At 66.3% G+C, this 15,336-nt stretch carries 21 protein-coding genes; 12 read left to right on the plus strand and 9 right to left on the minus strand.

Annotated elements, in window-relative coordinates:
• Window positions 1-66: 66 nt before the first annotated feature.
• Together QP803_RS03140 and QP803_RS03145 are read right to left on the minus strand one after the other, a co-directional pair.
• On the minus strand, window positions 67-483 hold the full coding sequence (locus QP803_RS03140) for an EVE domain-containing protein (protein WP_284946220.1): 417 nt from the start codon (window positions 481-483) through the stop codon (window positions 67-69).
• A 7-nt stretch (window positions 484-490) separates the two neighbouring features.
• Window positions 491-784 carry a YciI family protein gene (locus QP803_RS03145; RefSeq protein ID WP_284946221.1) on the minus strand — a complete coding sequence of 98 codons (294 nt, stop codon included), beginning with the start codon at window positions 782-784 and terminating at the stop codon, window positions 491-493.
• 86 nt (window positions 785-870) lie between these two features.
• Between QP803_RS03145 and QP803_RS03150 the strand changes: the two genes are divergently transcribed.
• The 8 genes from QP803_RS03150 (at window position 871) to QP803_RS03185 (ending at window position 6,358) form a co-directional block, all read left to right on the plus strand.
• The gene (locus QP803_RS03150) at window positions 871-1,662 is read left to right on the plus strand and encodes a heme ABC transporter permease (protein WP_284946222.1); all 792 of its coding nucleotides are present in this window, start codon (window positions 871-873) and stop codon (window positions 1,660-1,662) included.
• Window positions 1,659-1,814, plus strand: a complete 156-nt coding sequence (ccmD, locus tag QP803_RS03155) for a heme exporter protein CcmD (protein ID WP_284946223.1) — start codon at window positions 1,659-1,661, stop codon at window positions 1,812-1,814. Before QP803_RS03150 ends, ccmD begins: the two co-directional genes overlap by 4 nt.
• Window positions 1,811-2,317, plus strand: coding sequence for a cytochrome c maturation protein CcmE (ccmE, locus tag QP803_RS03160; protein WP_284946224.1), 507 nt, complete (start codon window positions 1,811-1,813; stop codon window positions 2,315-2,317). The genes ccmD and ccmE overlap by 4 nt, the downstream gene beginning before the upstream one ends.
• A gap of 147 nt (window positions 2,318-2,464) precedes the next feature.
• A complete protein-coding gene (locus QP803_RS03165; protein ID WP_284946225.1) occupies window positions 2,465-4,447 on the plus strand; it encodes a heme lyase CcmF/NrfE family subunit in 1,983 nt (660 codons plus the stop codon).
• On the plus strand, window positions 4,444-5,007 hold the full coding sequence (locus tag QP803_RS03170; protein ID WP_284946226.1) for a DsbE family thiol:disulfide interchange protein: 564 nt from the start codon (window positions 4,444-4,446) through the stop codon (window positions 5,005-5,007). The genes QP803_RS03165 and QP803_RS03170 overlap by 4 nt, the downstream gene beginning before the upstream one ends.
• Entirely contained in the window at window positions 5,004-5,471 is a 468-nt protein-coding gene (locus QP803_RS03175; RefSeq protein ID WP_284946227.1) for a cytochrome c-type biogenesis protein, read from the plus strand. Before QP803_RS03170 ends, QP803_RS03175 begins: the two co-directional genes overlap by 4 nt.
• Window positions 5,468-6,088 (plus strand): c-type cytochrome biogenesis protein CcmI, encoded by a 621-nt coding sequence (ccmI, locus tag QP803_RS03180; protein WP_284946228.1) that lies wholly within the window; start codon window positions 5,468-5,470, stop codon window positions 6,086-6,088. The genes QP803_RS03175 and ccmI overlap by 4 nt, the downstream gene beginning before the upstream one ends.
• A 96-nt stretch (window positions 6,089-6,184) precedes the next feature.
• The gene (locus QP803_RS03185; RefSeq protein WP_284946229.1) at window positions 6,185-6,358 is read left to right on the plus strand and encodes a DUF1674 domain-containing protein; all 174 of its coding nucleotides are present in this window, start codon (window positions 6,185-6,187) and stop codon (window positions 6,356-6,358) included.
• A gap of 4 nt (window positions 6,359-6,362) precedes the next feature.
• On the opposite strand, the gene dnaQ is transcribed toward QP803_RS03185, so the two are convergent.
• The 5 genes from dnaQ to QP803_RS03210 all read right to left on the minus strand — a co-directional run bounded on the left by dnaQ (window position 6,363) and on the right by QP803_RS03210 (window position 9,641).
• The gene (gene dnaQ, locus QP803_RS03190) at window positions 6,363-7,043 is read right to left on the minus strand and encodes a DNA polymerase III subunit epsilon (protein WP_284946230.1); all 681 of its coding nucleotides are present in this window, start codon (window positions 7,041-7,043) and stop codon (window positions 6,363-6,365) included.
• Complete coding sequence (gene coaE / locus QP803_RS03195; protein ID WP_284946231.1) at window positions 7,040-7,627, minus strand: dephospho-CoA kinase; 588 nt, start codon at window positions 7,625-7,627, stop codon at window positions 7,040-7,042. Before coaE ends, dnaQ begins: the two co-directional genes overlap by 4 nt.
• The gene (locus QP803_RS03200) at window positions 7,624-8,463 is read right to left on the minus strand and encodes a shikimate dehydrogenase (RefSeq protein ID WP_284946232.1); all 840 of its coding nucleotides are present in this window, start codon (window positions 8,461-8,463) and stop codon (window positions 7,624-7,626) included. The genes coaE and QP803_RS03200 overlap by 4 nt, the downstream gene beginning before the upstream one ends.
• Window positions 8,464-8,470: 7 nt before the next feature.
• Window positions 8,471-9,001 carry a protein-export chaperone SecB gene (gene secB, locus QP803_RS03205; RefSeq protein WP_284946233.1) on the minus strand — a complete coding sequence of 177 codons (531 nt, stop codon included), beginning with the start codon at window positions 8,999-9,001 and terminating at the stop codon, window positions 8,471-8,473.
• Between the two features lie 94 nt (window positions 9,002-9,095).
• Entirely contained in the window at window positions 9,096-9,641 is a 546-nt protein-coding gene (locus QP803_RS03210) for a histidine phosphatase family protein (RefSeq protein WP_284946234.1), read from the minus strand.
• Window positions 9,642-9,792: 151 nt separating this feature from the next.
• On the opposite strand from QP803_RS03210, the gene QP803_RS03215 reads away from it, so the two are divergent.
• Both QP803_RS03215 and mltA read left to right on the plus strand, forming a co-directional pair.
• Window positions 9,793-10,485 (plus strand): Tim44/TimA family putative adaptor protein, encoded by a 693-nt coding sequence (locus QP803_RS03215; RefSeq protein ID WP_284946235.1) that lies wholly within the window; start codon window positions 9,793-9,795, stop codon window positions 10,483-10,485.
• An 8-nt stretch (window positions 10,486-10,493) separates the two neighbouring features.
• Complete coding sequence (mltA, locus tag QP803_RS03220; RefSeq protein WP_284946236.1) at window positions 10,494-11,711, plus strand: murein transglycosylase A; 1,218 nt, start codon at window positions 10,494-10,496, stop codon at window positions 11,709-11,711.
• Between the two features lie 145 nt (window positions 11,712-11,856).
• Here the strand turns inward: mltA and QP803_RS03225 are convergent, their stop codons facing one another.
• Together QP803_RS03225 and QP803_RS03230 are read right to left on the minus strand one after the other, a co-directional pair.
• On the minus strand, window positions 11,857-12,645 hold the full coding sequence (locus QP803_RS03225) for an alpha/beta fold hydrolase (RefSeq protein WP_284946237.1): 789 nt from the start codon (window positions 12,643-12,645) through the stop codon (window positions 11,857-11,859).
• A gap of 6 nt (window positions 12,646-12,651) precedes the next feature.
• Window positions 12,652-13,656: an NAD(P)H-quinone oxidoreductase gene (locus QP803_RS03230; protein ID WP_284946238.1), complete on the minus strand. Its 1,005-nt coding sequence runs from the start codon at window positions 13,654-13,656 to the stop codon at window positions 12,652-12,654.
• A 110-nt stretch (window positions 13,657-13,766) separates the two neighbouring features.
• Here QP803_RS03230 and QP803_RS03235 point away from each other — a divergent pair, with 110 nt between their 5' ends.
• Both QP803_RS03235 and QP803_RS03240 read left to right on the plus strand, forming a co-directional pair.
• Window positions 13,767-15,023, plus strand: a complete 1,257-nt coding sequence (locus QP803_RS03235; RefSeq protein ID WP_284946239.1) for an ABC transporter substrate-binding protein — start codon at window positions 13,767-13,769, stop codon at window positions 15,021-15,023.
• 78 nt (window positions 15,024-15,101) lie between these two features.
• On the plus strand, window positions 15,102-15,272 hold the full coding sequence (locus QP803_RS03240; protein WP_284946240.1) for a DUF1328 domain-containing protein: 171 nt from the start codon (window positions 15,102-15,104) through the stop codon (window positions 15,270-15,272).
• Window positions 15,273-15,336 lie beyond the last annotated feature (64 nt).

Consider the following 15,336-nt stretch of genomic DNA (forward strand, 5'->3'; position numbering starts at 1 on the left):
AGGTTAACAGGAGTCAATCTTCGCTGCCGCCCACCCGCTTTGGCAAGTAGCCCTATTCGCTACGCACTACCCCTTCCAGCCACCGAGCTTGCAGATATGCTTCCAATGTTCGGCGCTGATCGGCGCGACTGACAGGCGGGACAGGCGCAGCAGGGCCAGCCCCTCCAGCGCTGGATCGGTCTTCATCGCGGCCAAGGTGACCGGCTTCGGAAAGGGGCTGACCGCTTTCATATCGACGCAGACCCAGGGCCCGCTGTCGGCGGAGGGATCAGGATAGGCTTCGCGCACCACCCGCACGACGCCCACGATCTCCTTGCCGATATTGGAATGGTAGAAGAAGGCGAGGTCGCCTGTCTTCATCGCCGCGAGATTGTTCTTGGCGGTGTGGTTGCGAACGCCCGTCCAGGGTTCGATGTCATGCGCCACCTGCTGGTCCCAGCTGAAGGCGTCGGGCTCGCTTTTGACGAGCCAATAGGCGGTCATGCGCCCCTCACGCGACGCGCGCGCCGTCTTTGTAGACCAGCCGATACGGGGAGACCGTCATGGTTGCGAACAGTCCGGCCCGGGCATAGGGGTCTTCAGCGGCCAAGGCCTGGGCCGCTTCCTGGTCTGGCGCCTCGACGATCAGCAGGCTGCCGATCGGTTTGCCTTCCGCATTGAGGAAGGCGCCACCGGCGACGATCACGCCGACGATGCTGTCGAGATAACCCAGATGCATTTCCCGCGTCGCAGCGCGGAGCGCGAAACTGTCGGGTTTGTCCATGTTGGTAATGGTGAAATTCATGGGATTGCGCCTCTGTGATGCAGTGCTGACTGTAGTGCAGCCGCAAGCCGCTTCAAACCCGCGCGCGCCTCGGCTATGGAGAGGATGTGGAAGCTCTCAGCACAGCCGTTTCGACCACGCCGCCGAAGCCTAGCCGCAGTCTGCATCGCTTCGCCAATCCGGGGCGGTTTCTGCGGCTGTCGGGGCGCGTTCTGCCGCCGCTCGCGGTCGCGGGCGGCGTGGTGACGGTGGCGGGCCTGGCCTGGGGTCTGTTCTTCTCCCCCGCCGACTGGCAGCAGGGCGACGCGGTGCGCATCATGTATGTGCATGTGCCGGCGGCCTGGCTCGCCTCGATGGGCTATGCGGGCCTCGCCCTCTGTGCCCTGTTCTCGATCATCTGGCGTCATCCGCTCGCCGATCTCGCGGCCATGGAAATCGGGCCGATCGGCGCCGCCTTCACCGCTGTGTGCCTCATCACCGGCAGTCTGTGGGGCAAGCCGATGTGGGGCGCCTGGTGGGTCTGGGATGCGCGCCTCACCTCCGTCCTCGTGCTGTTCTTTCTTTATCTCGGCCATATCGCCCTGGTGCGCGCCTTCGACAATCAGGAGCGGGGTTTTCGCGCCGCCGCCATTCTCGCCCTCGTCGGGGCCGTGAACCTGCCGATCATCAAGTTCAGCGTCGATTGGTGGAACACGCTGCATCAGCCCGACACCATCCATCTGTTCGGCCAGAGCACGATGTCGGGCTCGATGCTGCATCCGTTGTTGGTCTGCGCCCTCGGCTTCACGCTGCTGTTCGCAGCCTTGGTGCTGGCGCGGCTGCGCGCGGCGGTGATGGAGCGGCGCATCCGGTCGCTGCTCATGGCGCGCGTGCAGCGTGCCGAGGGCCTGCCCGCATGACGCATCTCGGCTTCATCGCAGCGTCCTACGGCATTGCCGTCGTGGTCGTTCTGGTGCTGAGCGCGGATGCCTGGCGGCGTCTGAGCCAGGCCAAGCGCCGTTTGGCCGTCTTGGACGCCGCATCGCCGCGTCGTCGGGCGGCGAAGGCATGACCCGCAAGCGCCGCCGCCTCTGGGTCGTTGCGGCCTGCGCCATCGGGTTTGGCAGCGCCACGGCGCTGACGCTGTCCGCCTTCAGCAGTGACATCGTGTTCTTCATGCTGCCGGGGGACGTGTTGTCCAAGCATCCCGATCCCGGCCATGCCTTCCGGCTCGGCGGCATGGTGGCGCAGGGCACGCTGCGGGAGACGATGGTGGATGGCGAGCCCGGCGCGCGCTTCGGCGTGACGGATGGCCATGGCCATATCGTGTCGGCCGAATATATCGGTGTGCTGCCCGATTTGTTTCGCGAAGGGCAGGGCGTGGTCGCCATGGGCGCGATGACGCCGGAGGGTGCCTTTCGCGCGACGGAGGTGTTGGCCAAGCATAGTGCCGATTACATGCCGCCGGAGGTCGAGGCTGCGTTGAAGAAGAACGGCATGTGGAATCCGGCCACCGGCAACGCGCCGCCCGCCGCCGCCTGGAACGGCACGGCCGCGAAGCTCGCGGGCGGGTAGGGGGATGATCATGCCGACGCTGGTTTGGGCGCCCATGGGCCCGCGGATCAAGTCCGCGGGTGACGGTTTATGTCTGGTCCGGCGGACCGCTCATACCCCTCCATCGTCATCCCCGGACTTGATCCGGGGATCCATGGGCGCCACGCCATGATCCCTGAACTCGGCCATTTCGCCATCGCCCTCGCCTGCGTCATCGCCGCCGCGCAGGCCGTGCTGTCGATCTGGGGCGCCCATCGCGGTGACGCGCGGCTGATCGCAGCGGCGCCAGCCCTCGCGCTCGGCCAATTCATCGCCGTCGGGCTGTCTTTCGCCGCCTTGGTCTGGAGCGGTGTCGTCTCCGACTTCTCGGTCATGAACGTCGCCGAATATTCCAGCGCCCTGACGCCGCTGCTCTACAAAATCACCGGCACCTGGGGCAATCACGAGGGTTCTATCCTCCTCTGGTGCCTCATCCTGTCGCTCTGCGGCGCCGCCATCGCCGTTTTCGGCCGCGGCCTGCCGTCGGCGCTGCGCGCCCGTGTCATCGGCGTGCTCGGCGCCGTGTCCTCCGGCTTTCTGCTGTTTACGCTGACGGCGTCCAATCCCTTCAACCGTGTCTGGCCGCCGCCGGCAGACGGGCAGGGCGTCAATCCCCTGTTGCAGGATCCTGGCCTCGCCTTCCATCCGCCGATTCTCTACGCGGGCTATGTCGGCTTTTCGATCGCCTTCGCCTTCGCCGTCGCCTCCCTGCTCGAAGGTCGCGTCGATGCCGCCTGGGGCCGCTGGGTCCGCCCCTGGACGTTGGCCGCCTGGTGCTTCCTGACCTGCGGCATCGCGCTGGGGTCATGGTGGAGCTATTACGAACTCGGCTGGGGCGGCTACTGGTTCTGGGACCCTGTCGAGAATGCCTCGCTGCTCCCCTGGCTGACCGGCACCGCGCTGGTTCATTCCGCCATCGTGGTCGAGAAGCGCGAGGCGTTGAAAATCTGGTCCGTGCTGCTCGCCATCACCACCTTCTCCCTGAGCCTGTCAGGCACGTTCCTGGTGCGTTCGGGTCTGCTCAATTCGGTGCATGCCTTCGCCAATGACCCGACGCGCGGCATCTTCATTCTCGCCCTGCTGGGCATCGTCATCGGCGGCTCGCTGCTGCTGTTTGCGATTCGTGCGCCGGTGCTGGTGCCGGCCGGCATCTTCGCGCCGATTTCGCGGGAAGGCGCGCTGGTCCTGAACAATATCCTGCTCTGCTCGATCACCGCCGTGGTGTTGGTCGGCACGATGTATCCCCCGTTCGTGCAACTCCTCTTCGGGCAGCAGATCAGCGTCGGCGCGCCCTTCTTCGACAGCACGGCGATTCCGCTTGCCGCACCGTTGATGGCGGCGATGGGCCTCGGCCCCGTGCTGTCCTGGAAGCGCGCAGCGCTGGCGCCGGCCTTGATCCGGTTGTGGTGGGCGGCGCTCGCGGCCCTTGTCGTCGGTCTCATCGCCTCACGTGGCATGGGCGCGGTGCCCGCACTCGGCTTCGGTTTTTCGCTGTGGATGGTGCTCTCCGCCGCCGCCGAGCTGGTGGAGCGGGCGCGCTTGTTCCGCGTGCCGCTTTCGGTGAGCTGGGCGCGTCTGCGTCTGCTACCCCGCGCGAGCTACGGCGCTGCCATCGGCCATGCGGGGCTGGGCGTTTGCGTCGCCGGCATGGTCGGGATGTCCCTGGCCGTGCATTCCATCCAGCTCGTCAAACCCGGCGAGACGGTCGCGCTCGGCGGCTACCGCTGGACGCTCGTCTCCCTCAATGACGCGCAGGGGCCGAACTACACCGCGCGGATCGCGACGCTTCAGGTCAATGACGCCGCGAACGGGCGCCTGATCGCCATCATGCATCCCGGCCGCCGGTCATTCCCGCTGCAACAGCAGACGACGACCGATGTCTCGATCAAGACCAACGGCATGCGCGACCTGTATGTCGCTATGGGTGACGAACGGAATGGTGGCGCGGTGCTGCGCCTTCACGTCAATCCGCTGGCGCCTTGGATTTGGTTCGGCGCCCTGATCATGGCCTTCGGCGGCGCCTTGTCCCTCTCTGATCGCCGGATGCGCATCGGTGCGCCCATCCGGCTGCGCCGTCGCGCAAGCACACCCTTGCCAGCGCCCGCCGAATGATCGGCCGGCGGCTTCTTTTGGGTGCGCCACTGGGTATCCTCGCCGTCGCGGCCGGTGGCTGGGCGGTGATGCTCAACCGGATGCGAAACGGCGAGTTCGACCCGCATACCTTGCCGAGCCAGCTCATCGGCCATCAGGTGCCGGACTTCTCTCTGCCCGGGCTGTCGGGCGCGGGCATCACCGGTGCAGATTTGCAGAAGCCCCAGCAACCCATGCTGGTGAACTTCTTCGCCTCCTGGTGCGTGCCTTGTGTTCAGGAGAGCACCGTCCTGGCCGAGGTCGCCAAACAGGGCCTGCCGATCTGGGGCATCACCTATAAGGACAAGCCTTCGGCGACCCAGGCCTTTCTCGCCCGGCAGGGCAACCCCTATGCCCGCATCGCGGTCGATCTGCCCGGCCGCGTGGCGATCGACTGGGGCGTCTATGGCGTGCCGGAAACCTATTTCATCGATGGCGCCGGCATCGTCCGCTGGCGTTATGCCGGCGCCCTGACCGACCAGGTGCTGCAGCGGGACCTTCTGCCGCTATGGCAGCGCGCGCAGAAGCCGAGCACGTCATGATCCGCGCACTTCTCACGGCGATGCTGTTCCTGGCCGTCGCCGCGTCCTCCGCCGGGGCGGTCAGCGACCCGAACGAGTTGCTGTCCAACCCGGTGCAGGAGGCGCGGGCCGAGACCATCGGCCAGACGCTGCGCTGCCTGGTGTGTCAGAACGAGAGCATCGAGGACAGCAACGCGGATCTCGCCCGCGACATCCGCACCATCATCCGTCAGCAAGTGGTGGCGGGGCAGACCGATCATCAGATCGTCGCCTATATGGTCCACCGCTACGGCAGCTTCATTCTGCTGAAGCCGCCCTTCAATCCGCTCACCGCCATCCTGTGGATCACGCCGGTTCTCGCCTTGGCCCTGGGGCTCGGTATCGCCTTCCTCGCCATGCGGCAGAGGCGCCGCAATCCGGTCCAGGGGCCGCCGCCGCTGTCGGACTCCGAACGCACCCGCCTGGAGACGATTCTGAACCCATGATCTGGCTCGGCTTCGTCATCCTGTCCTTGATCGTGCTGGCGCCCTTCATGTTGGCGCAGCGCCATATCCGCCTGCGCGGCCGGCGGGAATCGGCGCTCGTGCTCTATCGCGCGCAGCTCGTCGAATTGGAGAATGAGGGGGAGCGTGGGCGGATCGGGCCCGCCGAGCAGGCCCAGGCGAAGCTGGAGATCGAGCGCCGATTGCTGAGCACGGCGTCAACGCCAGAGGAGGTTTTGCCCAAGGCGGGTCGGCTGAGCTGGCTTCTGCCGGCCATGGTGCTGCTGCTGCCGGCCCTCGCCATCGCGCTCTATCTTCCCGGTGCGACGCCGATGATGCCGGCTGCACCGCTCGCCCCCCGCATTGCGGCGGCCGAGGAACAGGCGCGGCAGGACCTCGCCATGCTCGATATGCTGCGTGCAAAACTCCAGACGCTCGATCCGCATAGCGAGCAGGCGCGCCAGGGTTTTGTGCTCATGGGCAATATGGAAGCCGGCATGGGCGATGCGGCTGCGGCTTCGGCGGCCTGGGCCAAGGCGCTGGAGATACGGTCCGATCCGCAACTCCTAGCGCTGAAGGCGCAGGCGGACGCGGCGGCGCAGAGCGTTAAGGCGCCGTAGGTTGGAAAAGCGCAGCGCATTCCACCACACCGGTGGTGCGCCGATACTTGTGCCGCGTGGCGCGCGCGCTATGTCTTTCTCATGACGAATGCATCCATGACTTTGTCTGATCCGCGTCCTGCGCCGCAGGACGACCCTGTCCCGGCACCGCAGGATACGCCGCCGGTCGAGCCGAATGCTGCGATGCCGATCGAGATCGGCGGCCCGAAAGGCCCTGAGCCCACGCGCTACGGCGACTGGGAACAAAAGGGCCGCTGCACCGATTTCTGAGCCGTCACGAGGCCAGCCAGATCGGCGCCTTAATCCGCTCCAGGAACGCCGTATGGCGTGCCAATTCCGCCTCTGACACCATGACATGCCGGATTGTCCTATCCGGTCGCGGTTCGTAGGTCGCAACGGTGAAGGCCTCGACGCTCGCAGCGAGGGACAATCCCCGCTGCCGTCCGCCGGTCAGCTCAATATAGACCTCGGCAAGCAGTTTGCAGTCGAGAAGCGCGTTGTGGGCGGTGCGGGCCGAGAGATCGATGCCGAACCGCCGGCATAGGGCGTCCAGGCTATTGGGCATGCCCGGAAAACGTTTTTTCGCCATCATCAGCGTATCGACCATACGCGTCACAGGCAGCGGCGGATGAGCATGACGCGCGAACTCGGCATTCAGGAAGCCGAAGTCGAAGGGCGCGTTGTGGGCGACGAGCATTTCGTCCGGACCCAGGAAGGCAATCAATTCCTCCGCGATCAGCTTGAAGATCGGCTTCTCCCGCACGTGGTCGAGCGTGATGCCGTGGATGCGAATGACCTCATCGGGAATATCGCGCTCGGGATGGATCAGGTGGTGCAGATGCCGCCCGGTCGGCAGGTCGTTGAACAATTCCAGGCAGGCGACTTCGATGACGCGGTGGCCCTCGCGGTGATCGAGGCCCGTCGTCTCGGTATCGAAGAGCACCGAGCGGCTCATGTGCGAAGCTCCTGGATGAGGCGAAGAATCTTCCCCTGGGCATAGCGGCGGGAGAGGCCGGTATCAACGATTCGGTCCGCGCGGCGGCGCTTTTCGGCGTCCGGCATTTGGCGGGCGAGGATGCCGGCAATCTCGCCCTCGCTCATCTTGCGCCGACGGCGCAGGCGGGCGCGCTGGTTCGCGGCCGAGGTCGAGACGACGAGCACGATATCCACATCCGGGTTCGGCGCGTTTTCGAGCAGCAGCGGAATGTCGAGCACGGCGATGCTGCGCCCCTGGCGGCGGCAGCGAGCGAGGAAGGCGCGGCGGGCGGCGCGCACGCGGGGATGAATGATCTGTTCCAAGGTCTTCCATCCCGCCGGCGTCGCGGTCAGCGCCGCCCGCAACCGATTGCGGTCCACAACGCCGTCTCGCACCGTGTCCGGGAAGGCGGCGGCAATGGCGGGCACGGCGGCGCCACCTTTGCGCTGCAGCTTATGGACCTCGGCATCGGCGTCGAAGACGGGGATATGAGACCGGCGGAATTGTTTGGCGGCGGTGGATTTGCCCATGCCGATGCTGCCGGTCAGGCCGATGACCTTCACGGGATGAGAAGATCTGCGGCGACGTAGCGATACAGCGCCTCATCCACCTCGGGCGTGACGCCGAACCAGGCGGCGAAGCCCGGCACCGCCTGATGCAGCAGCATGCCAAGGCCAGGCGCCGTCTTCAGGCCGTGCGCGCGGGCGGCGGTGATCAGCGGCGTCTCTAACGGCACATAGACGATGTCGGCCACCGCCGTGTCGGTTCCGGCGCGTGACAGATCGAGATCCAGAGGCGGGTTGCCTGTCATCCCGAGCGAGGTGGTGTTGACGATGAGCGCGTGGTCGGCGACGGCCAAATGCCGCGCCTCCCAGTCGATGACCGTGCAGCTGGGCAGCATCGCGGCGAGGGTTTCAGCGCGATCCCGGCTACGGTTACATAAACATATGTTGATGTCTCGTTGTCGCAGGGCCGACGCAACCGCCCTTGCGCTGCCTCCGGCACCGAGGATCAGGGCCGGTCCCTCAGAGGGGTCGATGGCATGCTGGCGGAGGTTGGCGAGGAAGCCCGTGCCATCTGTGTTGCTGCCGATGACGCGGCCATCCTCGAAACGCAAGGTATTGACCGCCCCGGCCCCGCTGGCCGACTCATCGATGGTGTCGCACAGCGCGAAGGCCGCTTCCTTATGGGGAATCGTGACGTTCGCACCCGCGAAGCCGGCCGCGGCCAAGCCACGCACCGCCGTGGCAAAATCCTCCGGCCGCACGGGCAATGGCAGATAGGCGCCATCAATCCCGTACCGGTCGAGCCAATAGCCGTGCAGGCGCGGCGACCGCGAGTGGCTCACCGGCCAGCCGATGACCCCGGCGAGCCGTGCCTTCCCCGTCAGGATCGCCATCGCCTGTTCAGCTATTGAGGGTTTCCGGAGCGGGCGTCACCGTCGCCTGGCCGCGCCGCGCGTGCCACATGGCCAGGAAGTCGATCGGGCCCAGCAAGACGGGCGGGAAGCCGCCGTCGCGGGTGACATCCGCCAGGATGTTGCGGGCGAAGGGAAACAGCAGGCGCGGCCCTTCAACGAGCAATACCGGCTCGATCTGGTTCTCGGGAATGCCGGTGAGGGTGAAGATGCCCGCATAGGACAGCTCGGCCAGGAAGACGATGACCGGCGTTTCGGTGCCGTTGAGCGGGCCGGGACCGGGCTCGACGGGCTTGACCGCCTCGACACGCGCGATGAGCGTGACTTCGAAGACGAGCTGATCCTCCGTCAGGCGCTTCACCTGCACATCGAGATTGACCGACACCTGCGGCGGGCTGCGCAGGGTGGAATAGATCTGCGGTGCGCCGGGAACCTCGAAGGACAGGTCTTTGACGTACTGGGCATTGACGACGAGCGGCGGCGTCGCTTGGCCAGTAGAGGGGGTGGTGTCCAGTGACATGGTTCTCTCTCTTACTTCGTGGCGGATGCGTTAGCATCGGGATCGGTGGTGCGCCAGCGGATCAATGCGGCGCCGTTAAGGGAGCCCTGCGGCTTCAAGTGATGGTGGCGGCGAAGCCGGCATTCGGCTCCACCACAATCCATTCTCCATTGTTAAGAGTTTGCCCGGTCATGGCCATAATGAACGCCCAATGCGTCACCACCAGCGTTTCCGCATGGTCGGATCGCGCCGCCATCTCGACATGAAAGTCAGCTGCGCGGCCCAGGGTGGCTGCCTCCGTCTCGGTCTCCGCCGGCCACCAATGATCTTCCAGATCGCCGAAATCCTGCTCCGGCCAGGCGTCTTGCAGGGTCGATATTGGGGTGCCGACGTCACAGACGAATTTGTAGCGCTCGCGCACCAGCGGTGAAATGGTGACAGGCAGGCCGAACCGGCGCGCGAAGGGGGCCGCCGTTTGCAGCGCCCGGGTATAGGGGGAGGCGATGATGCGGGTGATCGGCAGGGCGGCGAGTGTCGCCGCCGCGTCCTCGGCCTGTTGATGGCCCAGCGGGGTCAGCTTCGGATCGCGAATCCCCGGATCGACCTTGGTCGCCGAGAAATGCAGGTTAAACTCACTTTGGCCGTGGCGGATCAGGATCATGCGGCCAGTATAGCGCGATCGCCTGCCGTCGAAACTCCGGCGGAGGCAGGCTCCCCCGTGTTTGTGTTGCGGTGCGGCCGGCCGAGCCTTATGTCTCGGCACAGAGCAACGGCGTGCCAGACATGATGTTGCGCGCCAGGACGGATTATTTATGAACCTCCCCGGTGGTTTCCCTGTCGACCTCGTGCTGTTCGGGCTGATCGCGGCCTTCCTCATCTTGAGGCTGCGCAGCATCCTCGGCCGCCGTACCGGATTCGAAGGGCGTGCGCGCCCCGCACCGCCGACCGTTGGCGGCCGTGTTGTGCCGCCAGCCCGTGGCGACTCGACCCCGACCATCGACGGCCGCGCGGAGGCTGCGGCGCCGCGCCCTGTGCGTGCTTTGCCGGAAGCGAATTCGGCCCTGGGTGAGGCACTGCGCCGTGTGCGCACGGTCGACCCCGCCTTCGACGCCGCCGGTTTCCTGGGCGCTGCCGAGGGCACCTTCCGCACCATCGTCGCGGCTTTTGCGGGCGGCGACCGGGTGACGCTGCGGGGCTTGCTCACGGATGACACGTATCGCGCCTTCGAGACCGCGATCGCAGCGCGCGAAGCGGCGTCCGAAACGCAGCGGACCGAAATCCGTGAAATCACCGCCGCCGCCATCACCGAAGCAGAGTTGAACGGGCGCATCGCCGATATCAGCGTGCGCTTCGTGTCCGACCAGGTGAACGTCACGAGCGATGCCCAGAACCAGCCGGTGTCGGGGACGGACGGCATTACCGAAATGGTCGATGTCTGGACCTTCGAGCGTGATCTCGGAACGCGTGACCAGACCTGGCGTCTGGCGGCTGCGCGCAGCGCTTGAGTTCGGCTTTGCGTATTCACTGGATAGGCGCGCGGACCCGGCGCGTCGTAGCTGCCTGTGTGCTGGCGGCGCTCGCCGGCTGCGTGATGCCGCCGGGCGAGCAGAGCGGCCCGCTCGACTTGCAGCCAATCGGCTTTTCACAGCTTCCCGGCTGGTCTGCTGCGCCTCCGTCCGCGGCGCTGGCGGCCTTTGTGGTCAGCTGCCAGCGGATTCAGATATTCCCACCGGATCAGACGCTTGGCGGCTCGGGCCTTGCTGCCCAGCTTGGTGGCCGGGCCGGTGCCTGGGGTCCCGTTTGCGCTGCTGGGCGCAGCGTGCCGCCGGCGGATGATGGCGCCGCCCGCGCCTTCTTCCAGTCCCAGTTTCAGCCCTATCTGATCACCCAGTCCGGCCAATCGACGGCCAAGGTGACCGGCTATTACGAGCCTGAGGTGGCGGGCTCGGCGAGCCGCGAGGGTGACTTTCAAACGCCGTTGCTGGGATTGCCCCCCGACCTCGTGACCTTCGATCTCGGCGCTTTCGATCCGTCTATGGCAGGCAAGACCGTGGTGGGTCGTCTGACCGGCCATGCGATCGTGCCCTATTTCGACCGCTTCCAGATCGACAATGGCGCCCTGGATGCCGATAGCCTGGCGGTGGGCTGGGTGGCCGATCCGGTCGATGCCTTCTTTCTCCAGATCGAGGGGTCGGGCCGCATCGACTTGCCGGATGGCAGTGTCATGCGCGTGACCTATGCCGGCAAGAACGGGCGGCCCTATGTGCCGATCGGCCGCGTCATGGTCGATCAGAAGCTGCTGGCTGCGAATGACGTGACCGAGCAGAGCATCCGCGCCTGGTTGGACGCGCACCCCGACCGCGCACGGTCGATCATGGAGCGCAACCCGTCCTATGTGTTCTTCCGCACGGCGCCCGATCTGAGCAGTGCGGCCGGGCCACCGGGGGCGCTGGGCGTCAGCCTGACGCCGGGCCGATCGATTGCCGTGGACAAGAGCTTCCTGCCGCTCGGCGCGCCAGTGTGGCTGGATACGACCGATCCGGTGACCCACGCGCCGCTGCAGCGGCTGACGGTCGCGCAGGATTTGGGTGCGGCGATCAAGGGACCGTTGCGGGCGGATTTGTTCTTTGGTTCGGGTCAGGCAGCCTCCGCCGGGGCGGGGGCGATGAACGCGCCGGGCCGGATGTATTTGCTGTTGCCGCTGGCCGCGCCATCCGCACCGGCGTCGTGAGGTTTGGGTCAACCTAAGAGACTCGTCACCCGCGCACTTGATGCGCGGGCCTACCCGTTCAAGCGCCCAAACGGCGTTGAGGCGCCACGAGGGGTAGATCCCCGGATCAAGTCCGGGGATGACGATTGTGTTGCGCGACGCTCAGTCATGCCCCGCCCTGCGCATCGAGAAACGGCACGATCGCGGCAAGAAACCCCGCCGGGTCCTCGGCGTGGAGCCAGTGGCCGGCGTCAGGCAGCACCGTGAAGGTCGCGCGGGGAAATAAGGCGCGGATCGCCTCATGCGCCTCGGCCGGCACGTAATGCGACTTTCCACCGCTCACGAAGAGCGTCGGGCCTGCGAAAGACCCGCCGACGCCCTCCCAGCCTTCGAGATCAGGCACCGCCGCTGCGATATCAGCCAGGCCGATGCGCCAAGCCGGCGGCTGGTCCCCGCCGAGCCGGAGGTTCAGCAACAGAAACGACCGGATCGTCGCATCAGGGATGGCAGGCGCCAAGGCCGCGTTGGCCTCCGCACGGGTCATGCCACTGTGCAACGGTAGCGCCATAAGCGCGCCAGCGAGTTCGGTATTGCCGTGGGCGTAGGCGCGCGGCGCGATGTCGGCGACGATCAGGCTTGCTACCCGATCGGGCGAATCGAGCGCCAGCCGCATCGCGACCTTGCCGCCCATGGAATGGCCGAGCAGGTGGCAGGGCAGGGCACCCATTGCCGCCAAACTCTCCACGACGTCCTCGGCCATCGTGCCGTAGCGCATACCGCGCGCATGCGGGCTGTCACCGTGGTTGCGAAGATCGAGGGAGATGACGCGGCGGCCCGTCGCCGCCAGACTCTTCTGCAAACCACCGAGATTGCGGATCGAGCCGAACAGGCCGTGCAGCAGGACGACGGGCGGGCGCGCACCATCCGTGCCGACATCGATGGCATGTAGCCGCATCAGCGATCAATCCGCCACGCGCAGCATGATCTTGCCGATATGGTCACGGCTTTCCATCAGGCGATGCGCCTCCGCCGCCTCGGCGAGCGGGAAGCTGGTTTCGATCACCGGCGCGCAGCGGCCCTCGTCGAGCACCGGCCAGACACGCTCCAGCAAGCCGCGCGCGACGGCAGCCTTCTCGGCGATGGTGCGGGGCCGCATGGTCGATCCCGTCACTGTCAGCCGCTTGATCATGATCGGCATCAGATCGGCCTGATCGACCATGCTGCCTTGCATGAAGGCGATGTAGAGCAAACGGCCGCCCCGCTTGAGGGAGGCGATGTTGCGCTCGAAATAGGGCGCGCCGACCATGTCGAGAATGACGTCCACGCCCCGGTAGGCCGTCAGGCGCTTGATCTCATCCGCGAAGTCGATGTCGTGATAATTGATGGCGGCATGGGCGCCGAGCCTTTCACACGCGCGCGCTTTGTCCAGGCTGCCGACGGTGGTGAAGACCACGGCGCCGAACTCGGCCGCGAGCTGGATGGCGGTGATGCCGATGCCACCCGAGCCGCCATGGATCAGGACACTTTCGCCAGCATGCAAATTGCCCATCTGGAACAGATTGGCCCAGACGGTGAAATAGGTCTCCGGCAAGGCCGCCGCCTGAAGCGCGTCATAGCCCTTCGGCCAGGGCAGGCATTGGGTGGCGGGAACCGCGCAAAAGCCTGCGTAGCCGCCGCCGTTGACCAGGGCGCAAACACGGTCGCCGACCGCCCAACCCGTGGCGCCGGTGCCGAGGGCCGCGATGGTGCCGGCCACTTCCAGGCCGAGCAGGGGACTCGCATCCGCCGGCGGCGGATATTTCCCCTCGCGCTGCATGATGTCGGGCCGGTTGACGCCGGCTGCTTCGACACGGATCAGCACCTCGCCGTCTCGCAACTCGGGCAGCGGCAACGTGCCGAGGCGCATCACCTCGGGCCCACCCTTGCCCTCGGCGACGATCGCACGCATCTCATTCGGAAGGGTCATGTGGTCCTCTTGGTAGGGCGGAAAAGCGTAGCGTATTCCGCTGTCTAGCTCTCTACGCCAGTCTATTGGTCTAGTATGCTTTTCGGAACTGAAGTTTGGAGAAGAATATCATGGCCTGGGGTCGACGCGATCTTCTCGCGGGTCTCGGGCTGTCAGGCCTCGGTGTCCCGCTTTTGGGCGTTTCTGGCGCGCGCGCTGCCAAGACCCGCCCAGCCGCTGCGGCTGACGCCCCGGTCACGATCGGTACGCTTTTCCCCGCGACCGGCCCATTGGCGGCCCATGGCGACGAATGCCTGCGCGGCGTCATCCTGGCGACCGAGGCCTGCAATCGCGCTGGCGGACTTTTCGGCCGCCAGGTCGTGCTGGTGAGCGGTGACGCCGCCGATCCGGATCGAGCGGTTGCCGAGGCACGACGCCTGATTGCCGACGCCCAGCCCGCGCTGCTTCTCGGCACCGGGGACGGCGCGCTGAGCCTGGGCGCCAGCGAAGCGAGCGAGGGCTCCGGCGTGCCCTATTGGGAACTGAGCGCGACGACACCCGCCGTCACCACCCGAGGCTTCCGCTATCTGCTGCGGGTCTGCGAGCCCGAATCGAGCATTGCCGAGGGCTGCCTGGATGCCGCCCTGGATCTGGTCGCGCCGGCCCTGCGCCATGGCCCTGCCGAGCCCAAGGCGGCCCCGCTCATCATCGTTCTTCTCTATGCCGACACGGCATCAGGGAATGCGCTGGTTTCGCTCGTCGCGGCGGCCGCCCATCGGCGGGGCCTGCCGAGCCTGATCGCGATCGCCTATCAGCCCGATGCCGTGGATTTCAGCGGTATCGCCACCCGCCTACATGCGATCAAGCCAGATGTTATGGTCCATCACGGCAGCAGCGAGGACGTGGTTCTGCTGTATCGCAGCCTGGAGGCGCTGCGGTGGCAGCCTGGCCGGATCATCGGCACGACGCCCGCCTATGCGATGACCGAGACGGCAGCCATGATCGGGCCATCCTTCGACGGCACCCTCGCGGTGACCGTGCCACCCTATCGGGCGGATGCCAGGCTGATACCGAACGCCGCCAAAGTGGCGCAGGCGTATGAGCAACGCTTCGGCGCGCCACCCCGCTCGGGCTACAGCCTGTCCCACTACGCTGGTGCCGAACTCTGCCTGTCCAGCCTGAAGGCCGCGGGGAGTATCGACCGCGACCATGTTCTGAGCGTTGTCCGCAGCTTGGGGGTAAAGGAGGGCGGCATGGTCAATGGTTGGGGCGCCCTGTTCGGCCTGGGTGGCGAAAACACCCGCGCCTTCGCCTGCGTGCTGCAATGGCAGAATGGCGAATCCGTCGCCCTGCTGCCGAAAGCCGCTGCCGCCGGCAGTTATTTATAGCGCCCGCGGGGCCGGCGCGTATTGGCAAATGGGCTGGCGGCCCCAAGTCCTGATCATCAACAACCTCGGGTGTTCGTCATGCTGAAATGGGCGATCATATTCGCAGTTATTGCCCTCATCGCGGGTGCTCTCGGGTTTACCGGCATTGCCGGTGCATCCGCCGCGATCGCGAAGTTGCTCTTCTTCGTCTTCCTGGTCATCTGCGTCATCTTCATCGTTCTGACCTTCACGGCCGCGCGGCAGCTATAGCGGCCGTTGCAATAACCGACTGATTGAAAAGACCCGGCCATTGCAGCCCATGCATGGCCGGGAT

This window comes from Acidisoma sp. PAMC 29798 (genome assembly GCF_030252425.1).
In the GTDB taxonomy this organism is placed as follows: domain Bacteria; phylum Pseudomonadota; class Alphaproteobacteria; order Acetobacterales; family Acetobacteraceae; genus Acidisoma; species Acidisoma cladoniae.

Bases quoted from the DNA above. Each gene is read 5' to 3' on its own strand.
- QP803_RS03140 (WP_284946220.1), bottom strand. From the start codon at position 483: ATGACCGCCTATTGGCTCGTCAAAAGCGAGCCCGACGCCTTCAGCTGG.
- QP803_RS03145 (WP_284946221.1), bottom strand. From the start codon at position 784: ATGAATTTCACCATTACCAACATGGACAAACCCGACAGTTTCGCGCTC.
- ccmD (WP_284946223.1), top strand. From the start codon at position 1,659: ATGACGCATCTCGGCTTCATCGCAGCGTCCTACGGCATTGCCGTCGTG.
- ccmE (WP_284946224.1), top strand. From the start codon at position 1,811: ATGACCCGCAAGCGCCGCCGCCTCTGGGTCGTTGCGGCCTGCGCCATC.
- QP803_RS03165 (WP_284946225.1), top strand. From the start codon at position 2,465: ATGATCCCTGAACTCGGCCATTTCGCCATCGCCCTCGCCTGCGTCATC.
- QP803_RS03170 (WP_284946226.1), top strand. From the start codon at position 4,444: ATGATCGGCCGGCGGCTTCTTTTGGGTGCGCCACTGGGTATCCTCGCC.
- QP803_RS03175 (WP_284946227.1), top strand. From the start codon at position 5,004: ATGATCCGCGCACTTCTCACGGCGATGCTGTTCCTGGCCGTCGCCGCG.
- ccmI (WP_284946228.1), top strand. From the start codon at position 5,468: ATGATCTGGCTCGGCTTCGTCATCCTGTCCTTGATCGTGCTGGCGCCC.
- QP803_RS03185 (WP_284946229.1), top strand. From the start codon at position 6,185: ATGACTTTGTCTGATCCGCGTCCTGCGCCGCAGGACGACCCTGTCCCG.
- dnaQ (WP_284946230.1), bottom strand. From the start codon at position 7,043: ATGAGCCGCTCGGTGCTCTTCGATACCGAGACGACGGGCCTCGATCAC.
- QP803_RS03200 (WP_284946232.1), bottom strand. From the start codon at position 8,463: ATGGCGATCCTGACGGGGAAGGCACGGCTCGCCGGGGTCATCGGCTGG.
- secB (WP_284946233.1), bottom strand. From the start codon at position 9,001: ATGTCACTGGACACCACCCCCTCTACTGGCCAAGCGACGCCGCCGCTC.
- QP803_RS03210 (WP_284946234.1), bottom strand. From the start codon at position 9,641: ATGATCCTGATCCGCCACGGCCAAAGTGAGTTTAACCTGCATTTCTCG.
- QP803_RS03215 (WP_284946235.1), top strand. From the start codon at position 9,793: ATGAACCTCCCCGGTGGTTTCCCTGTCGACCTCGTGCTGTTCGGGCTG.
- QP803_RS03225 (WP_284946237.1), bottom strand. From the start codon at position 12,645: ATGCGGCTACATGCCATCGATGTCGGCACGGATGGTGCGCGCCCGCCC.
- QP803_RS03230 (WP_284946238.1), bottom strand. From the start codon at position 13,656: ATGACCCTTCCGAATGAGATGCGTGCGATCGTCGCCGAGGGCAAGGGT.
- QP803_RS03235 (WP_284946239.1), top strand. From the start codon at position 13,767: ATGGCCTGGGGTCGACGCGATCTTCTCGCGGGTCTCGGGCTGTCAGGC.
- QP803_RS03240 (WP_284946240.1), top strand. From the start codon at position 15,102: ATGCTGAAATGGGCGATCATATTCGCAGTTATTGCCCTCATCGCGGGT.